This window comes from Peribacillus sp. SIMBA_075, assembly GCF_046534585.1.
Genome location: NZ_JAWRYN010001697.1, coordinates 1 through 232 on the forward strand (window position 1 = coordinate 1; position 232 = coordinate 232).

General features: G+C 47.8%; 1 pseudogene. It reads right to left on the reverse strand.

Annotated features, from left to right (window positions below):
• Window positions 1-232, reverse strand: a pseudogene (locus tag SB775_RS34220) (CpaF family protein); the annotation flags it as partial.

The following is a 232-nucleotide window of genomic DNA, read 5'->3' on the forward strand; positions in this document are numbered from 1 at the left end:
GGTATGACATGCTTGATATTGCACGCTCTTTTAATCCATTCCTCATGTGACTGTCCTGTACCGACAACCTCTGTAATAGCTACGACTTTGCGGCTGCCGTCCTCTTCAAACCGCTTTACCTGCACAATCAGATCAAGCGCTGATCCAATCATCAAATTTCGTTCCTCTGCGCTGTATACCTCATCTGCCTTGCCAAACAAAATAGGAAGGGTGGAGTCGACCAGAGCTCGAG